This window comes from Serratia sp. 1D1416 (genome assembly GCF_003641105.1).
GTDB classification, from domain to species: Bacteria; Pseudomonadota; Gammaproteobacteria; order Enterobacterales; family Enterobacteriaceae; genus Serratia; species Serratia ficaria.
Map to the genome: position 1 here is coordinate 278,435 of NZ_CP032738.1, position 15,609 is coordinate 294,043.

General features: G+C 59.5%; 13 protein-coding genes. 10 read left to right on the top strand and 3 right to left on the bottom strand.

Features of this window, described 5'->3' with window-relative positions; all coding sequences use genetic code 11:
* The first annotated feature begins 43 nt into the window (after window positions 1–43).
* The 6 genes from D7I37_RS01395 (at window position 44) to D7I37_RS01420 (ending at window position 8,280) form a co-directional block, all read left to right on the top strand.
* On the top strand, window positions 44–907 hold the full coding sequence (locus D7I37_RS01395; RefSeq protein ID WP_061800218.1) for an aldo/keto reductase family oxidoreductase: 864 nt from the start codon (window positions 44–46) through the stop codon (window positions 905–907).
* Window positions 908–1,115: 208 nt separating this feature from the next.
* Window positions 1,116–1,499, top strand: coding sequence for a Spy/CpxP family protein refolding chaperone (locus D7I37_RS01400; protein ID WP_231922091.1), 384 nt, complete (start codon window positions 1,116–1,118; stop codon window positions 1,497–1,499).
* Window positions 1,500–1,639: 140 nt separating this feature from the next.
* Window positions 1,640–2,320, top strand: coding sequence for a helix-turn-helix domain-containing protein (locus D7I37_RS01405; protein ID WP_061800216.1), 681 nt, complete (start codon window positions 1,640–1,642; stop codon window positions 2,318–2,320).
* A gap of 238 nt (window positions 2,321–2,558) precedes the next feature.
* Window positions 2,559–3,731: an efflux RND transporter periplasmic adaptor subunit gene (locus tag D7I37_RS01410; protein WP_129543190.1), complete on the top strand. Its 1,173-nt coding sequence runs from the start codon at window positions 2,559–2,561 to the stop codon at window positions 3,729–3,731.
* Window positions 3,732–3,744: 13 nt separating this feature from the next.
* On the top strand, window positions 3,745–6,855 hold the full coding sequence (locus D7I37_RS01415) for an efflux RND transporter permease subunit (RefSeq protein WP_129543191.1): 3,111 nt from the start codon (window positions 3,745–3,747) through the stop codon (window positions 6,853–6,855).
* Window positions 6,856–7,083: 228 nt separating this feature from the next.
* Window positions 7,084–8,280 (top strand): DUF3300 domain-containing protein, encoded by a 1,197-nt coding sequence (locus D7I37_RS01420; protein WP_129543192.1) that lies wholly within the window; start codon window positions 7,084–7,086, stop codon window positions 8,278–8,280.
* A gap of 47 nt (window positions 8,281–8,327) precedes the next feature.
* On the opposite strand, the gene D7I37_RS01425 is transcribed toward D7I37_RS01420, so the two are convergent.
* Complete coding sequence (locus D7I37_RS01425) at window positions 8,328–8,780, bottom strand: GNAT family N-acetyltransferase (protein ID WP_095098909.1); 453 nt, start codon at window positions 8,778–8,780, stop codon at window positions 8,328–8,330.
* Window positions 8,781–9,734: 954 nt separating this feature from the next.
* On the opposite strand from D7I37_RS01425, the gene D7I37_RS01430 reads away from it, so the two are divergent.
* Together D7I37_RS01430 and D7I37_RS01435 are read left to right on the top strand one after the other, a co-directional pair.
* Window positions 9,735–12,359: a DUF4214 domain-containing protein gene (locus D7I37_RS01430; RefSeq protein WP_129543193.1), complete on the top strand. Its 2,625-nt coding sequence runs from the start codon at window positions 9,735–9,737 to the stop codon at window positions 12,357–12,359.
* Window positions 12,360–12,620: 261 nt separating this feature from the next.
* The gene (locus D7I37_RS01435) at window positions 12,621–13,355 is read left to right on the top strand and encodes a bifunctional 2-polyprenyl-6-hydroxyphenol methylase/3-demethylubiquinol 3-O-methyltransferase UbiG (RefSeq protein WP_061800210.1); all 735 of its coding nucleotides are present in this window, start codon (window positions 12,621–12,623) and stop codon (window positions 13,353–13,355) included.
* Window positions 13,356–13,419: 64 nt separating this feature from the next.
* On the opposite strand, the gene D7I37_RS01440 is transcribed toward D7I37_RS01435, so the two are convergent.
* Window positions 13,420–13,698, bottom strand: coding sequence for a GNAT family N-acetyltransferase (locus D7I37_RS01440; protein ID WP_061800238.1), 279 nt, complete (start codon window positions 13,696–13,698; stop codon window positions 13,420–13,422).
* 315 nt (window positions 13,699–14,013) lie between these two features.
* Here D7I37_RS01440 and D7I37_RS01445 point away from each other — a divergent pair, with 315 nt between their 5' ends.
* Window positions 14,014–14,427 carry a DoxX family protein gene (locus D7I37_RS01445; RefSeq protein ID WP_061800209.1) on the top strand — a complete coding sequence of 138 codons (414 nt, stop codon included), beginning with the start codon at window positions 14,014–14,016 and terminating at the stop codon, window positions 14,425–14,427.
* 108 nt (window positions 14,428–14,535) lie between these two features.
* A complete protein-coding gene (locus D7I37_RS01450) occupies window positions 14,536–14,922 on the top strand; it encodes a VOC family protein (RefSeq protein WP_061800208.1) in 387 nt (128 codons plus the stop codon).
* Here the strand turns inward: D7I37_RS01450 and smrA are convergent.
* Complete coding sequence (gene smrA / locus D7I37_RS01455) at window positions 14,919–15,491, bottom strand: DNA endonuclease SmrA (RefSeq protein WP_129543194.1); 573 nt, start codon at window positions 15,489–15,491, stop codon at window positions 14,919–14,921. The two genes, D7I37_RS01450 and smrA, sit on opposite strands and share 4 nt — an antisense overlap.
* Between the last annotated feature and the right edge of the window lie 118 nt (window positions 15,492–15,609).

Genomic DNA, 15,609 nt, shown 5'->3' on the forward strand with positions numbered 1-15,609 from the left:
CCCGTGCAGTTGACCCGTTCACGACCTTCAAAGGAAACAGGCTATGTCCAATCACTCTACGCATCCCACATTCAACCTCGGCGGCCGAAACGTCAAGCGGCTCGGCTACGGCGCCATGCAGCTGGCCGGGCCGGGCGTATTCGGGCCGCCAAAGGATCGGCAGGCGGCGCTGACGGTGCTGCGGGAGGCCGTCGCCTCCGGCGTCAACCATATCGACACCAGCGACTTCTATGGCCCGCACATCACCAACCGGCTGATCCGTCAGGCGCTGGCGCCTTACCCCGAAGATCTGACCCTGGTCACCAAAATCGGCGCCCGTCGGGGAAGCGACGCCTCATGGCTGCCGGCGTTCTCCGCCGCGGAGCTGACCGGCGCGGTGCATGACAACCTGCGCAATCTCGGCCTCGAAAGGCTGGACGTGGTAAACCTCAGGATCATGTTTGATACGCACCGCCCGGCGGAAGGCTCGATAGAGGCTCTGCTGGCGCCGCTCGTGGAATTGCAGCGACAAGGATGGGTGCGGCATATCGGCCTGAGCAATGCGACCCCGGCCCAGGTCGCCGAGGCGCGTGCAATGTGCCGCATCGTTTGCGTGCAGAACCACTACAACCTGATCAATCGCGGCGACGACGATCTGATCGACGATCTGGCCCGCGCCGGGATCGCCTACGTGCCGTTCTTCCCGCTCGGCGGCTTCAGCCCGATTCAATCCCAGGCGCTGTCCGCGATCGCCCTGCGCCTGGGCGCCACGCCGCTGCAAACCGCATTGGCCTGGCTGTATCACCGCTCGCCGAATATTTTGCTGATCCCCGGCACCTCTTCCGTGGCTCATTTGCGGGAAAATCTGGCGGTGCCGACGCTCCCCTGGACGGAAGATATCGGCCGGGCGCTGGACGCCCTTGTCTGATTACGCATATAGGAAACTGCAGCGGAACATTGCTCGCCGTTAATATTCGGCGAATGACCGCCGGCCGGTGAAAAACTTATTTTCTCCGTCTCCTAGCACCATAAAAAGGCAATGCAAAGCGGCCAGCCGTCCAATTTTGGACATTTTCATCCGTGCACTCGGCTTTAAACCATGCGTAATATTGGCTTGAGACAAATATAAGGAGTGCATGATGAGAAATAGAATAAAAGTGCTGATCGCCGGCATGTGTTTATTTTCCGCCAGCTCGGTTTTCGCCGCCGAAGGTCTGCAGAGCGCCAGTCGCCTGGCCGGCGTTCTTGATTTGAGCCAAACGCAGCGCCAGGAAATTCACGTTATTCGCGACAAGGCCCAGCTGCAGCTGGACAGCATCAAAACCGATAAAGACGACCGCGGCGCGATCCTGAAAGTGCTGAAGTCGGGGCAGTGGGATGAACCGACGGTAAAAAAGCGCATTGCAGAAATGGGCATTTACCAGCAGCAGGCCGACTATATCCGCTACCGCTACTTGTTTGACGTGATGCAAACCCTGACGCCAGATCAAAAAGGCAAACTGCAGAAAATAATCAAATAACCCCATCCCCGCCGCCCGGCCGCGCCGCCGCACCCTCGGCGGCGCGGCCGCTCCACGCAATCCGTCGCCAATCCTCTATACTCAGCCGGTGCAATACGCATAAACTGGCGGGCTAACGCGCTGATTAATGGGGAATCGAGGTGACAGACAATCCGCAAGCAACCGGCAATGGCCAGGCTAACGACCACTTCAACGACGCGTTGCAAAAAATTCTGCCGCACAAGCCCCACGACATCATCGCCGACTTGATGGCGGCGCTGCAGCCGGAGGCCAGCGCGATCACCGCCCGGCGCTCACGCCAGTTCAGCGGCAAAAATCCGCAGGTTTACCTGCTGTTGCGCGGCGCGGTTCATCTGCATCGCCAGTCGGACGATCTGCTGATGACCACCATCTACGCGCCGCACATCATCGGCCTGGCCGAGCTGCTGCATCCGGTGGGGAAAACCTACCTGCATCTGGACAAAGACTGCGAGATCCACGCCGTGGCCGGCGCCAAAGTGCTGCAAAAGCTCAACGAGCAGCCGAGGCTGTGGGCCGACGTCGCGCGCATTTTGGCCTATCAGCTGCATTTCGCCAGCCTGCGCGACCTGCACCTGTTGAATAACCATGCCTATGACGCCATCCGCGGCAAGCTGTTGGAGTTGATGAATGCGCCGGCCAGCACCCGCAGCCAATATTCGGCGCTGCGTTATATTCAGGAGCGCACCACGCTGGCACGCAGCACCATATTAAAATGCCTTAGCGACTTGAAGACCGGCGGTTATATCGCCATGGAGAAAGGACATCTCACGCAAGTATTCAACCTGCCGCAAAGATATTAAAAAAATGCCGCTGGTTTCGCCAGCGGCAACGGACACTACTGATATGGTCTTTCTTGCTTTATTCGTGTTCACACACACGCCGACCATAATAAATGCATTGAATTTAAAACCTACCGTTATTCGGTCCGAATTCGGACTCTTCCCGCGCTGATTATTCCGTAAAATACACCGCAATACCTTTCTGCAATTAATCAGCCGCCAGACTGCCTTGCGATATTGTTTGGCCAACGGGATAACCATGAAAAGAAAACCACTATGCTTAACCGGCAGCCTGCTGCTGTGCGGCGGTCTGTTGCTTACCGGCTGCAAGGACCCATCCACCTCCAGCGCGCAGGTTCGGCCGCACCCGGTTGGCGTGGTGACCCTGCGGCCGCAGCCGCTGGCGGTCAAAACCGAGCTGCCGGGGCGCACCAGCGCCTACCGTACCGCGGAAGTGCGACCGCAGGTGAGCGGCATCATCCTCAAACGTCAGTTTGTCGAAGGCAGCGACGTTCAGGCCGGGCAGTCGCTGTACCAGATTGACCCCACCACCTATCAGGCTGCCTGCGACAGCGCGCAGGGCGAGCTGCAGAAGGCGCTGGCCAACAGCGACATCGCTCGCCTGACGGTGCAGCGCGAACGGCCGCTGCGGGCGAAAAATTACGTCAGTCCGCAAGAGTTCGATACCCGCGTGGCCAAGGCCAGGCAGGCCGAGGCCGAGGTTGCCGCCGCCCGCGCCGCGCTGGAAAGCGCCCGCATCAACCTGCGCTACACCCGGGTGCTGGCGCCGATTGCCGGGCGCATCGGCAAGTCGAGCGTTACCGAAGGGGCGCTGGTCGACGCCGGCCAGGGCAGCGCGCTGGCCACGGTGCAGCAGCTGGATCCGATGTATGTCGACGTCACCCAGTCGAGCGACGACTTTCTCAAGCTGAAGCAGGCCATCGCCTCCGGCGCCATCACCCATCGCGCCGGTAACGTACCGGTCAGCCTGATCCTGGGCAACGGCCAACCCTATCGGCCGGTCGGCACGCTGGAATTCTCCGATGTCACCGTCGATCAAACCACCGGCTCCATCACCCTGCGCGCCATCATCCCCAATCCGCAGCACATCCTGCTGCCCGGCATGTATGTTCGCGCCGAGATTGATCAGGGCGTGCAGCAAAACGCGCTGCTGGTGCCGCAGCAAGGCATCACCCGCAACCCGCGCGGCGAAGCGACGGCGCTGATCGCCGACGCCCACGATCGGGCGCAGCTGCGCCGGGTGACCGCCGCTCAGGCGATTGGCGACAAATGGCGGGTAACCTCGGGGCTGAAGGCCGGCGACCGGGTGATCGTCAGCGGCCTGATGCGCCTGAAACCGGGGATGAAGGTACGGCCGACGGAAGAGACTCCGGCCACCGCCGAAGCCCTGTCCGACGTCTATCACGGTTAAGGGGCGCTGAAGCATGTCTGATTTCTTTATCAATCGGCCGATATTCGCCTGGGTGGTCGCCATCATCGTCATGATGGCCGGCGCCTTGGCCATCATCAAACTGCCGATCGCCCAGTACCCCACCATCGCGCCGCCGGCGGTCAGCATCAGCGCCAGCTATCCGGGGGCCGACGCCAGGACGGTACAGGACACGGTCACCCAGGTGATTGAACAGAACATGAACGGCCTGGACGGCCTGATGTACATGTCATCCAACAGCGACGCCGCCGGCAACGCCACCGTCACCCTCACCTTCGCGACCGGCACCGATCCGGACATCGCCCAGGTGCAGGTGCAAAACAAACTGCAGCTGGCGATGCCGCTGCTGCCGCAGGCGGTGCAGAACCAGGGCATCAACGTGCAGAAGGCCTCCAGCAGCTTCCTGATGGTGGCCGCCTTCACCTCCGACAGCGGCGCCATGACGCAGGCGGATTTGGCGGACTATACGGTCGCCAATATCAAGGATCCGATCGGCCGCACCAGCGGCGTCGGCCAGGTGCAGCTGTTCGGCGCCCAGTACGCCATGCGCGTGTGGCTGGATCCCACCAAGCTCGATAATTATCGGCTGACCAGCGAAGACGTGGTGCGCGCCATCAAGGCGCAGAACAACCAGATCGCCGGCGGCCAGCTCGGCGCCCTGCCCGCGGTGCCCGGGCAGCAGCTCAACGCCTCGATCATCGCCCAAACCCGCCTCGGTTCGCCGCAGCAGTTCGGCAATATTTTGCTGCGCGTCAATCAGGATGGTTCGCAGGTGCGCCTGCGCGACGTCGCGCGCATTGCGCTCGGCAGCGAAAACTACACCACCGGCGCGGAATACAACGGCAAACCCGCCGCCGGCCTGGGCATCAAGCTGGCGACCGGCGCCAACGCGCTGGATACCGCCAACGCGGTGAAGGCCGAAATCTCGCGGCTGGAGCCCTACTTCCCCGCCGGCATGCGGGTGGTGTACCCATACGACACCACGCCGTTCGTCAAAATCTCCATCAGTGAAGTGGTGAAAACGCTGTTCGAGGCCATCATCCTGGTGTTCCTGGTGATGTATCTGTTCCTGCAAAACTTCCGCGCCACGCTGATCCCCACCATCGCGGTGCCGGTGGTGCTGCTCGGCACTTTTGCGGTGTTGGCGGCCTGCGGCTTTTCGATCAACACCCTGACGATGTTCGGCATGGTGCTGGCGATCGGCCTGCTGGTGGACGACGCCATCGTGGTGGTGGAGAACGTCGAACGGGTCATGTCCGCAGAGGGGCTGCCGCCGAAAGAGGCCACCCGCAAATCGATGGGGCAGATACAGGGCGCGCTGGTCGGCATCGCCATGGTGCTGTCGGCGGTATTTATCCCGATGGCGTTTTTCGGCGGCGCCACCGGCGCCATCTATCGCCAGTTCTCGGTCACCATCGTTTCCGCCATGGTGCTGTCGGTGCTGGTGGCGATGATCCTGACGCCGGCGCTGTGCGTCACCCTGCTGAAACCCGGCGTGCACGCGCCTAAAACCGGCTTTTTCGCCTGGTTTAATCGCCTGTTCGACCGCAGCACCCGGCATTATCAAAACAGCGTCGGCAACATTCTCAACCATACCGGCCGCATGTTGCTGATTTACCTGTTGATTGTCATCGGCATGGCGCTGCTGTTCATCCGCTTGCCCAGCGCCTTTCTGCCCGACGAGGATCAGGGCGTGTTCATGAACATGATCCAGCTGCCGGCCGGCGCCACCCAGCAGCGCACCGAAGCGGTACTGGACAAGGTGACCCATTACTACCTGAACGGTGAAAAGGCCAACGTCAACTCGGTCTTTACCGTCGCCGGATTCGGCTTCAACGGCAACGGCCAAAACAACGGGCTGGCGTTCGTCAGCCTCAAGGACTGGAGCCGCCGCCCAGGGGAGAAAAACAAGGTCGAGGCAATCATTAAACGCGCCAACATGGCCTTTGCCCATACCATCAGGGAGGGCGTCGCCTTCGCCTTTAACCTGCCGGCCATTACCGATCTCGGCACCGCCACCGGCTTCGACTTCGAACTGATCGACAACGGCGGCCTCGGCCATGCGGCACTGACCAAGGCGCGCAACCAGCTGCTGTTCATGGCCGGCAAATTCCCCAACGTGGTGACCAGGATCCGCCCCAACGGCCTGGAGGATACCCCGCAGTTCAAGGTGGACGTCGATCAGGCCAAGGCCGAAGCGCTGGGGGTTTCAGTCAACGACATCAACCAGACGCTGTCCACTGCCTGGGGCGGCACCTACGTCAACGACTTTATCGACCGCGGCCGGGTGAAGAAGGTGTATGTGCAGGCCGACGCCCGCTACCGCATGCTGCCCGACGATCTCAACCAGTGGTACGTGAAGGGCAACCGCGGCCAAATGGTGCCGTTCTCCGCCTTCGCCAGCGCCCACTGGCAATACGGCTCGCCGCGGCTGGAGCGTTATAACGGCCTGCCTTCGATGGAAATCCTCGGGGAGCCGGCGCCGGGGCGCAGCTCGGGCCAGGCGATGATGCTGATGGAGAAGCTGGCGGCCAGGCTGCCGAAGGGTATCGGCTACGACTGGACCGGCATGTCCTATCAGGAACGGCTTGCCGGCAATCAGGCGCCGGCGCTGTATGCCATCTCGCTGGCGGTGGTGTTCCTGTGCCTGGCGGCGCTGTATGAAAGCTGGTCGATCCCGTTCGCCGTGATGCTGGTGGTGCCGCTCGGCGTGGTCGGAGCGCTGCTGGGCACCACCCTGCGCGGCCTCGACAACGACGTTTACTTCCAGGTGGGCCTGCTGACCACCATCGGCCTGTCGGCCAAAAACGCCATTTTGATCGTCGAGTTCGCCAAGGCGCTGATGGAGAAAGAAGGCAAGCCCCTGTTGGCCGCCACGCTGGAGGCAACGCGCATGCGCCTGCGGCCGATCCTGATGACCTCGCTGGCGTTTATTCTCGGCGTGCTGCCGCTGGTGATCGGCAGCGGCGCCGGTTCCGGCGCGCAGAATGCGGTCGGCACCGGCGTGATGTGCGGCATGATCAGCGCCACCCTGCTGGCCATTTTCCTGGTGCCGGTGTTCTTTGTCGTGGTGCTGCGCCGCTTCGGCGGCAAGCGGCCCGATTAACCCTGGCGGGCCGTTCGGGCCCCGCCATCAAAAAGGCATTATCCAACTTTATCGCTTCTGAATCACCGCGGTCCGATTCCGGACCCGGTTTGCGTGTTATCGCTGCGGTGAACATGGGATCCTGAACGCATCCGAGAAAACTGAGCGCGGGAGCGGCGTTATTTCCCCCATCGGCGCGGCTCCCCTGTCAGCCTCAGGCGTTCCTCGGTTCAACGAGAGGAAAATAGCATGTTCAACATGAAGAAATTACCCTGGGTTTTGATGATGCTGTTAGCGTTGAGCGGCTGCGATCGCGCGCAGGAGAACCCTGCGCCGCCGGCATCCTCCGCCGCGCAAACGCCGACGGCGCCGTTTGGCGGCCGCCAGCCGGACGGGGGCAACGCGCAACCCTTGGATCAGCTGCTCGGCCCGATCGCCCTGTTCCCGGACGGCCTGCTGGCGCAGGTGCTGGCCGCCAGTACTGCGCCCGAACAGGTCAGCGCCGCCAACGCCTGGCTGTTGCAACACCGAACCCTGACCGGCGATGCGCTGGCGCAGGCGGCGAACGCTCAGCCCTGGGCGCCGGCGGTAAAATCCCTGACCCGCTTCCCCGATGTGCTGCAGCAAATGGCGCAGAACCCAGGCTGGACTCAGGCGCTTGGCGCCGCCTACACGCGAGCGCCGGGTGAGGTAATGAACGCCGTGCAGCTGCTGCGCCAACGCGCCGGCAACAGCGGCGCGCTGAAAAGCAACGCGCAGCAGCAGGTGATCGTTAGCGGCGCGGCGCCGGCGCAGACCATCGTCATCAAACCCGCGCAGCCCAACGTGGTGTACGTTCCCAGCTACGGCGCCGCCGTTTACGGCAACCCGCCGGTGGCCTACTATCCCGGCTATACGCCGCCGCCGGCCTACGGCTCCGGCGACAGGCTGGCGACCGGGTTAATCGGCTTTACCGCCGGCGTGATGGTGGGATCGCTGTTCGATAACAGCTGGGGGGTGCGCTGGGGCGGCAGCCCGGCGGTGGTGTACAACAACCGCACCTTCGTCGGCAACGTTCAGATTCAGCGCCACGACTGGCGCCACACCGCCTATGCGCCGCGCGCCCCTTTCAGCGAACCGCACTTCGCCCCGGCGCGCAGCAACTTTACCCCGCGGGCCGCGGCGACGCCGGCCTTCAGCCCGCAGCGCAACGCCGCACGTTACGCCGGGCCAACCCGCACCGCATCAAAACGGCCGGAGCGCCGCGTCGCGCATGCGCTGCCGCCGCGAGAACGCCATCTGGCCCCCGGCCCGGCGCGGTTGCCGTCCGTACGTCAGCCGCGGTTCCAGACGGAGCGCGATGCGCGGCCATTCGCCGCCTCTCACGCGAGCTTTTCCACCGCGCTGAATCATGCCTGGGGCGCGGGGCACGCCCTCGGCGGCGGCTACCCTCGCCGCCGGCTGTAGCGCCGCCAGGGCGGACGAATGCGCCACGCTCAATCTGCATCGGGCGGTTACAGCGTGCGCGTATACACTCGCGAAGCCTCGCCCCAGGGATGATAGCCCAGCCCGTTAAAGGCAAAGCCCCGCCGCTCGTAGTAACCTTCCAGATCGGTACATAAATGCAACTGCGGGAAGCCCATTTGCCGCGTGGCTTGCGCCACATGCTCGATCAGCAGCGCACCATAGCCGCGGCCGCGGTGCGCTTCCTCCACGTACAATGCGCACAACCAGGGATACAGCTCGCCGCGGCTGATAAAGTCGTTGGTGATCAGGCCCGCGCAGCCGAGAATGTGGTCGCCGGCCATCAGCAGGTACCACTGCGGCAGCGGATTAGCCGCATCGATACAGCGGGTGATGGCATCTTGATACACCATCAGGGACTCCGGCGAAGCCCACTGCTGCTGGAAGTAGCCAATGGCTCGCGAGGCGAGCTCGGGTGACTGACGCACTGAAATAATGTCCATATTCGTTCCTGTTTATTTTCGTTTTCCGCCAGCGTGAAATTATGCCGCATCTCGCCACCTTTAGGTGGAAAAACGCCTGGCGGTTGCAGCCAGGCCCCTGACCCCCGCGGGTTCAACGACGCCGCAGCATAGAGAGCGGAACAGGATGAAAGAGGCCGGCTATGGCATGTCTCATGCGCTTCCATTTCGCCGCTTCCGGGCGAAAACCGCCGTCTGAACAATGAGGATGTTATTTTTCTAAGCCGGCGCGTTTCTCTTTCAGCGAAATGCCAGAATCAGAAAAACCTTATATTGCATTTTTACAAACCATCAGATTAATTATTATTTAGCTTGAAATCACAAGGGAAATTAGCGAAAGACGCCTTCAGGATAAAAACACCGTTCAAAATGTGTCTTTACCACCGATGGGATTATTTATAAACGGCAACACAGCGCATTAACCACATTAAATAAATGGTAATAACCGGCGTTTTATTACACCAGCGAAATGGTAAACATGCGAACCATTTTAATTGCAACTATCAACTTGATTTACCATCTTGGTAAAAATAAATTTTTCCATTAAGAAACAACCACATAATAAAACAACAACCCAGTCGATTAGTGCCTTCCGGCTACTCTCCTCCTTCAACCCCATAGCAGAAACTATTTTAATAACATTATTCCTAATGGCTCTTATCTTATTTATAAAAAGGAATTTTTCACTACCCCCTGCATCATCAGTGCAATATCGTCAATAGAAAAAATAAGTTTTAACACTGACATTGACAGTTCGTATTAGTTGAACTTTCTTTTACATAGTGGCCATAACGCCATTTGTGCGCCTTTGCCACTCGTTGCTCTGAGAATTTCACTATCTCGGGGTGAGCAACTCGTCGGGAAGTTGCAAATGTAACAGCGTGACTGAAGTAACGATAGTTTGTATCCATTTGACTGACATGAGGTAATTTTATTATGGCTTCTTTACCATCACAGCAGCAAGCTGCGTCTATTTACTACTCACTCCTGGGACCGGTTACGACATACAGCGCATTTAATTCTTATGCGACACAGCTGGAAAGCGGCGCGAAAACGGTGGAAAGTCTGGCCGCGGAGTTTTTGAACTCGGCGAAAGGGCAGCAGCTGTATGCCGGCCAGAGTAATGAGCAAATCGTCTCTCAGGTTTATGAACGCGTCTATGGTGAAACCCCGTCAGCAGAACAAATCACCCAGCTTATTGGCACAGGCACCCTTGCTCAAGCGCTGGCATCCATCAGCAGCAACCTTCTGAACTATCAGGGTTTTGACGACGCCACTCTGACCCAGCAAGTTGCTTTTGAAAGCAACGTCAATAAATTGCTGTATCTGGACCCTGAAAATCTGGCGTCCCAAGAGCTCCGCGAACAGGCGGTTTCCCTGGCGCTGGGTATTGCGGATCGCGGCGTTTACTCCATTTCGCTGGAAGCCTGGAGCAAATCGTTATCCGAAGGGAGCAGCCTTAATTACCTGACCCAAAAGCTGCTTGCATACCCTGAGTTCCAGCGCACCGTTGGGCAACTGGAAGGCGATGCGCTGATCCAACAAGTCTTTACCACCGTGCACGGCACGGCCGCTACCGCCGAGCAATTGGCCACCTACAGCGCGCTGCCAAACAAGCAGAGCATCATTGAAGCCATTATCAACGATCTGCGCACCTCGACCGGCACTGACGATACATCAGTCACTCAGCAACACGCCTTTGAAGCCCGCGTCGGTGAAAACCTGCTGTACAAAACCGCCGCCAAGCTGAGCGTTACTGAAGGTGGCGGCAACGCAACCGGCACGGTGAATACGCAAAGCAGCCACCAACTGAGCAATGCTGAAACCGCCGTGCTGAAAAATGTCCAGCTCGACGCCAGCAGCGCCGGCAACGTGGACCTGAAATTTGCCGACAGCCTGAGTGCGTTGACGATCAACGGCAGCGCCGCCGCGACGATTAACCTGTCCGACAACGGCGCGAACAGCGGTGTGAACATCACCACAAACAACGCCAACATCGTATTAAACGGCGGTTCAGGCGACGATGTCACTACGATCACTTCCGCTGCCGATATCGCCACCGCTACCGGGACGTTTAACCTGGGCAAAGGCGATGACGCACTGATTTGGGCGGGTAACGCCACGACCGGCGCCAACAGCATCGCCAGCACCTTCACCGCCAACGGCGGAGATGGCACCGACAGCATTTCAGCCAACTTCATCACCAAGAACGTCGCAACAACCAGCAACCTGCTGGGCGTGCGCAGCAGCACCGTCACCACCAACGCCAGCCAGTTCAGCGGTTTTGAAAAAATCGATCTGGGGGGATATGTCGGGAAATCCGTCGGCACGCTGAATGGTCAGGCAGTCACTACCGGCGCGCACACCTTTGACTTCGGCGTGCTGAACGGCACTTCTACCGTTGAAGGCACGACCGGCGGCACCATCACTCAGACCGCTCAGAGCGGGCTGGGTTCGCTCGGTTTCGCGCTGTCCAGCAAAGCCGATAACGTGAAAGTGATCAACGCCGCCGGCGGCGATGCCGCAGCGCTCACCGTCACCGGCAATGCCACCGCCGACAGCAACCTGGAAATCACGTTCCGCCAGAATGCCACCAACAAATTCGATATTCACTTCGATGCCACCAGCACCGGCAATATCGATGCGGGCTCTCTGAGCCTGATCAGCAGCAGCAGCGTGCTGGCCGGGACAGCGTTGGCCAACGTCAATATCGCTTCTGACGGCAACGGTGACTTCACCAACATTCTGAACCTCATTGGCACCAATGCTCAGATCACCACCCTCAACGTAACTGGCGACAACAAGATGGATCTGACGCTGGGCAGCGGTTACAGCAACGTTCGCACCATCGACGCCTCCAGCAACACCGCCGGCATCGATTTGGATTCTGCGCATGCCGGTACCGGCGACGGCATCCTGGTGCAGCTGCTGAATATTCTGCCGCTGAGCGCAGTAACCACCACGCTGCTGACGCCGTTGCTGAATACCCTCGGCCTGAACGGCTACCAGCTGAACATCACCGGTACCGCGGCTGACGACACCTTCAACGTGGCGGCCAACTCCACCATTACCGGTGGCGCGGGCAGCAATACCTATGAGTTGAAAGGCAGCACCAGCCAGGCCGGCGTTACCATCACCGACTTTAGCAGCGCCAAAGACAGCATCGTTGATAGCGTATCCGGCGTGACCATCGCCGGCGACGCCAGCAGCTCTGTCGCTAACTACGGCCTGCGTTCAGCCGATATCATGGACGGTCTGCTGGGTTCACTGGTGGGCGGATTAACCAACGGCGTTGTCGGCCTGCTGGGCGGCATTCTGGGCCTGAGCAACAGCAACTCGTTGACCTCGAAAGTCGGTGTCGCCTCGGTGGCATTCGATAACGGCACTGACGCCAGCTATGTCATTATCGATAACAACGACAACGGCGCTCTCGATAGCGCTGACAGCGTCATCTACCTGACCAATCAGAATCACCAGAACCTGATTGATACCCTGCACTATACCGAAGTCAGCGTGAACGGCGTTGCCAATACCTCATCTGCAGACCTGGCTGTCGCCTAACGGTCAGCATCTGGCATAACATCGTTCGAATGGATACTGCTCAAAGCCCGCAATTCGCATTGCGGGCTTTTCTTATCCGCCCCATCGCCGGGAATTGATGCCCGTCATCGCCCCCGTCCCAACGGCCACCGCGCCGGTTTACCTGCCCCCTTCAGAAAAGGCTGCTATAGCTATAGAAAGCGGCGCATGGCTTGCCTATGATGATCCCAGCTCAGCTTTCTCGCCGAAAGTGAGCGGCCAACGCAAAAATCAGGAGCATTCATGTCGCAAAATATCTATGACAACCAGGCCTTTTTCGACGGCTATGCACAGCTCGGCCGTTCGGTGAACGGGCTCGACGGCGCGCCGGAATGGCCCGCCATTCGCCGCATTCTGCCCGAGCTGCGGGGTAAAAAAGTGCTCGATCTCGGCTGCGGCTACGGGTGGTTCTGCCGCAGCGCGCGCGAACAGGGCGCCGCCAGCGTGCTGGGGGTAGATCTCTCAGAGAAGATGCTCAATCGGGCGCGGGAAATGACGCAGGATGCGGGCATCGAGTATCGGCAGCAGGATTTGGCCCGGCTGCAGTTGCCGGCCGCCGGCTACGATCTGGCCTACAGCTCGCTGACCCTGCACTATATCGAGGATCTGGCCGGGCTGTTCGCCACGGTGCATCGCGCGCTGGTTAGCGGCGGGCAGTTTATCTTCACCGCCGAACACCCGATCTACACCGCGCCGCAGCAACAGGGCTGGCTGGTCGACGGCAACGGGCAAAAATCCTGGCCGGTAAACGGCTATCAGCGGGAAGGCGAGCGCGTTTCCAACTGGCTGGCGGAAGGGGTAATCAAGCAGCACCGCATGCTCGGCACCTACATCAATCTGCTGGTGCAGCAGGGTTTTATCATCACCCACCTGAACGAATGGGGCCCCACCCCGCAGCAAATTGCGGCCATCCCGGCGTTGGACGAAGAAAAAGAGCGCCCGATGATCTTTATTCTCGCCGCCCATAAGCCGGCCTGACCATTACCCGCAGCAAAACCTTAACCGCCAAATGAATGGGGAGGCCGCCTCCCCCGCGATGCCTTCAGGCGCGGATGTCCTGATACGCCGGCGTGGTGTCGAATTCATGCTTGGCGAACGGGCACAGCGGAATGATTTTGCGGTTTTCCGCGCGCATTTTTTCCACCACCAACGCCACCAGCTTTTTGCCCACGCCCTGGCCTTTCAGCACCTCATCCACCCAGGTGTGATCGATAATGGTCAACTGGTCGCCGCTCGGCACGAAAGAGATCTCGGCGATCAACTTGCCCTGTTCGTCGTTTATATAGAAACGCTTTTCATCCGCCAAAATTTTAAGATCCATGTTATTTATCCCGATATTTAAGCGCCCGCTGGGGCAGGTATCAATCACGCGTTTTACCTTGGCAAATCGCACCATTAAAATAAACATCAATTCTTTCGCCGGAATAACAACGCTAGCCGGCCCGGCTCAATTCATTGTCCATTGCCGCCTATTGTGTTGTTTTTGTTCCACTCTCCAGTATAGGTAACCTGCTGAAGATAGCCATTCTCCGGCAAAAGATGCGCAACCGCCTGCCAGTGCTAGAAAAAACCTGAGGTTGTTCTAATCTTTAATCAGTAATGCAATCCGATCCCGGCAGTGGCTAAGGAGTTTAAAATGGGTGATAGCTCAAAAGACGGCGTTATTCTGCTGTCCAGAATATTGCTGATGATTCTGTTTATCATTTTCGGCTGGATGAAATTGGCAAACTTTGGCGCGACCGTAACGGCAATGGAAGGCTATGGCACGCCGATGCCTTATTTAGCGGCAATTATCGCCGTGGTTGTCGAGTTCTTTTTTGGCATCGCACTTATTCTCGGGATATTTACTCGCCCTATCGCGGTTATTTTCGCCCTCTACGTTCTGGGCACCGCATTTATCGGCCATCAGTTCTGGAAAATGACCGGCATGGAAATGATGGGCAACGAAATCAACTTCTTCAAAAACATCAGCATCATTGGCGGGCTGCTGCTGCTGGCGGTCACCGGCGCCGGGCGCTACTCGCTGGATTATAAATTCTTCAATAAATAATGCCTTGCAGCCGGCGGGGCATCGCCGGCCGCTTTCCCCGCGCATTCCCGCATCGACATGTCCCGCCGCCTTGTGGCAATCTGCCTTTCAGACCGCACAGGGGGAATAATGAACATAGAGCGATTGGATCATCTGGTGCTGACCGTGACGGATATCGAACGCAGCTGCCGGTTTTACCAGCAGGTGCTGGGTTTCGACGTCGTCACCTTTCGCGACGATCGCAAAGCGCTGGCGTTCGGCCACCAGAAGATCAACCTGCATCAGGCCGGACACGAATTTGAACCCAAAGCCCACCAGCCTACGCCCGGCTCCGCCGATCTCTGCTTTCTCGCCGCCACGCCGCTGGCGGAGGTGATCGAGGAACTGAACGATCTCGGGGTGATCATCGAAGAAGGCCCGGTTGAGCGCACCGGCGCCGGCGGGCCGATCGTCTCGGTGTATCTGCGCGATCCGGACAACAACCTGATCGAGATTGCCAATTCGCTGCCGGATTAGCGGCTGCGCTTGGCGTGGCGCTCGAAGTTGTCAGCTTTGGCCTGCGCCGATTTGCGCAGCGTGACATAGCAAGCCCCCTCGCCGCCGTCGCGCGGCAAGGCGCGGCAAAACGCCTGCACCTGTTCGAACTGCGCCAGCCACTTGGCGACGTAGCTGCGCACGATATTCGGGTGGCTCTCGTTGCCGCGCCCGCGGCCGTGTACGATCAGCAGCGAACGCAGGTTTTGCGCTTCGGCCTGCAGAATAAAACGAAACAGCGCCTGCCGGCTGGCCTCGACCGACTGCTTCAGCAGGTTCAACGAGGCCTGCGGCGGATAGCGGCCATGACGCAGCTTATCCAGCACGCCCTGCTGAATGCCTTCGCCCTTGAACTCCAGCGGCTGTTCGCAGGGGATCACCTCAAGAAAGCCGGTGCTGAGAAAGTTTTCCTGCCGCAGCCGCTGCGCTTCGCGGCGCGCGCTTTTGTCGACGCTCTCCTGCGGCTTGAGATACAGCGTCTGCCGCCCACTCGCCAACGGGGTGACATCCGCCATCGCCCGTTCAAAAAAGTCTTTTTCCTGATTGTTCATTTCACCGCCACTCTTGAACCGGGAGCCTGATATGACTGGGGATGCCGATGATTGTAAGACGCCCCGGCGCGGTTGCAAGCCTGGAATTGTCAGTGGAGTTTGTCTGCAATCGTCGTCA